General features: G+C 52.2%; 2 tRNA genes and 2 rRNA genes. All 4 read left to right on the forward strand.

The features are described from left to right. Positions 1–450 precede the first annotated feature (450 nt). Positions 451–1,919, forward strand: a 16S ribosomal RNA gene (locus ROG8370_RS19560). A 190-nt stretch (positions 1,920–2,109) separates the two neighbouring features. Beyond that, a tRNA-Ile gene (locus ROG8370_RS19565) sits at positions 2,110–2,186 on the forward strand. A gap of 64 nt (positions 2,187–2,250) precedes the next feature. Beyond that, positions 2,251–2,326 (forward strand) — tRNA-Ala (locus ROG8370_RS19570). Positions 2,327–2,809: 483 nt separating this feature from the next. Further along, positions 2,810–3,373 (forward strand): 23S ribosomal RNA (locus ROG8370_RS19575); the annotation flags it as partial.

The raw sequence follows: 3,373 nt of genomic DNA on the forward strand, positions 1-3,373 counted from the left end.
GCCAAAAAAGGGGTTGCGGGTTTTCCCTACTAACCGTAGAACCCCCTTCACCGGCGGCGCAGTGATGCACACCGGGACGCCGGACGGACCAGACGGGCACTAGCCAAGACGGGAAGCGAGGCCAAGAATTTTGAGGTAGATGAGGCGGGTCGCGCTAGGAGATTTAGCGCAGCCGGTTGATTTTGTCTCTACGCTCTTTGAAAATTAGATATCTGAAGAGATATGTGGGCGGTTTGGTTCAGTTCGATGGATCAACGTCTGTATATCGCGCTAGTAGGAAATGGCACTTGTGCCGCTACCGATGATCTAGTGTCAGCTTCACTGTTTGAACGGCTTTCGGTTTTCTTAGAAAACCAGAAGTACATCAAACAGAAGACTGTTTCTATCCTTTGCAGGGTAGGAACGATGTGCAGAGGTTCGAACGTCAAGGTTAAGCACGCAAGTGCTTTTCAACTTGAGAGTTTGATCCTGGCTCAGAACGAACGCTGGCGGCAGGCCTAACACATGCAAGTCGAGCGAGACCTTCGGGTCTAGCGGCGGACGGGTTAGTAACGCGTGGGAACGTACCCTTCTCTAAGGAATAGCCACTGGAAACGGTGAGTAATACCTTATACGCCCTTCGGGGGAAAGATTTATCGGAGAAGGATCGGCCCGCGTAAGATTAGATAGTTGGTGGGGTAATGGCCTACCAAGTCTACGATCTTTAGCTGGTTTTAGAGGATGATCAGCAACACTGGGACTGAGACACGGCCCAGACTCCTACGGGAGGCAGCAGTGGGGAATCTTAGACAATGGGCGCAAGCCTGATCTAGCCATGCCGCGTGTGTGACGAAGGCCTTAGGGTCGTAAAGCACTTTCGCCTGTGATGATAATGACAGTAGCAGGTAAAGAAACCCCGGCTAACTCCGTGCCAGCAGCCGCGGTAATACGGAGGGGGTTAGCGTTGTTCGGAATTACTGGGCGTAAAGCGCACGTAGGCGGATTGGAAAGTATGGGGTGAAATCCCAGGGCTCAACCCTGGAACTGCCTCATAAACTTCCAGTCTAGAGTTCGAGAGAGGTGAGTGGAATTCCGAGTGTAGAGGTGAAATTCGTAGATATTCGGAGGAACACCAGTGGCGAAGGCGGCTCACTGGCTCGATACTGACGCTGAGGTGCGAAAGTGTGGGGAGCAAACAGGATTAGATACCCTGGTAGTCCACACCGTAAACGATGAATGCCAGTCGTCGGCAAGCATGCTTGTCGGTGACACACCTAACGGATTAAGCATTCCGCCTGGGGAGTACGGTCGCAAGATTAAAACTCAAAGGAATTGACGGGGGCCCGCACAAGCGGTGGAGCATGTGGTTTAATTCGAAGCAACGCGCAGAACCTTACCAACCCTTGACATACTCATCGTCGCTCCAGAGATGGAGCTTTCAGTTCGGCTGGATGAGATACAGGTGCTGCATGGCTGTCGTCAGCTCGTGTCGTGAGATGTTCGGTTAAGTCCGGCAACGAGCGCAACCCACATCCCTAGTTGCCAGCAGGTTAAGCTGGGCACTCTATGGAAACTGCCCGTGATAAGCGGGAGGAAGGTGTGGATGACGTCAAGTCCTCATGGCCCTTACGGGTTGGGCTACACACGTGCTACAATGGTGGTGACAATGGGTTAATCCCAAAAAGCCATCTCAGTTCGGATTGGGGTCTGCAACTCGACCCCATGAAGTCGGAATCGCTAGTAATCGCGTAACAGCATGACGCGGTGAATACGTTCCCGGGCCTTGTACACACCGCCCGTCACACCATGGGAGTTGGATCTACCCGAAGGCCGTGCGCCAACCTCTTCGGAGGGGGCAGCGGACCACGGTGGGTTCAGCGACTGGGGTGAAGTCGTAACAAGGTAGCCGTAGGGGAACCTGCGGCTGGATCACCTCCTTTCTAAGGATTTTCCTAGCTCAACATGTGATATCAACGCGCTCAAGTAGCGAAGCGATAGCGCATTTAGACGTGGAAAACTTAGCATGATCGGCAAACAAAGCCGGTCACATAGTCAGACCCTTTTGGGTACTGGCGAGCCAGGCCGTCCTCATATCTCTTCAGAAACGTTTTCAGGCCTACCGGCCTGTCTGGGTCGGTAGCTCAGGTGGTTAGAGCGCACGCCTGATAAGCGTGAGGTCGGAGGTTCAAGTCCTCCTCGACCCACCATCACCCGCAAGGGTAAGGTGGCCTCAACAGACCGAAACACCAGGCCTCGCGAGGCCAAACAACTGGGGCCTTAGCTCAGCTGGGAGAGCGCCTGATTTGCATTCAGGAGGTCAGGAGTTCGATCCTCCTAGGCTCCACCATTACTTGATTTGACCGCTAAGCACTGATTGAAGTGCTTAGCCGTCCAATCGGACGAATTGACATCGTATAGAGAGATACAAATATCAACACTGTTTGATGCCCGCGCGTTAGTGGATGCATCTCAGTTTGGTGCCGGACCCCGCAAGGGGCGAGGCGAGCGTAGACATGGGCTGTTTCCTCGGCCTGTCCTGCGTCTGCCAGCTGAAACGAACAGCGTTGTCCAAGTCAAGTACACTAACCCGAACAACGTGGCTTACCTCCCGCACGGATGGTAGGTCGCAAGCGTTGTTCAATAGTCTGGTTCCAAGAACCAGGCGGGAAAAAGTATGCTTTTGATACCGGAATGAAGGTGACAGTTTCTTACCAGCTTCTGTCTCCGCGCAGGTTTGTTGTCTTATGCAGCAACGTTGGTTGTGGATTTAAATAGTCCTCAAGTAGCGAAGCGATAGGACATTAAAACAAGTCTTGCTATTTCTGGATCAAATCAAGCGCGAAAAGGGCGTTTGGTGAATGCCTTGGCAGTAAGAGGCGATGAAAGACGTGATACTCTGCGATAAGCCATGAGGAGCTGAGAATAAGCTTTGATCCATGGATTTCTGAATGGGGCAACCCACCTGACAGTTTGTTATTGTTTGCTTAGGCAATCAATAATGAGCTGAAACAGGTACTTTTAGACTGAATACATAGGTCTTTAAGAGCAAACCCGGGGAACTGAAACATCTAAGTACCCGGAGGAAAGGACATCAATATGATACTCCCCTAGTAGCGGCGAGCGAACGGGGACCAGCCGAGCCATGATTGTGAATAGAACGTGTTGGGAAGCACGGCCATAGTGGGTGATAGCCCCGTATATGAAGCATGATTGGACGTATTAAGTAGGGCGGGACACGTGAAATCCTGTCTGAAGATCGGAGGACCACCTTCGAAGGCTAAGTACTCCTTACTGACCGATAGTGAACCAGTACCGTGAGGGAAAGGTGAAAAGCACCCCGACGAGGGGAGTGAAACAGTACCTGAAACCGAACGCCTACAATCAGTCGGAGCTT

Source organism: Roseovarius gaetbuli, assembly GCF_900172365.1.
Taxonomy (GTDB): domain Bacteria; phylum Pseudomonadota; class Alphaproteobacteria; order Rhodobacterales; family Rhodobacteraceae; genus Roseovarius; species Roseovarius gaetbuli.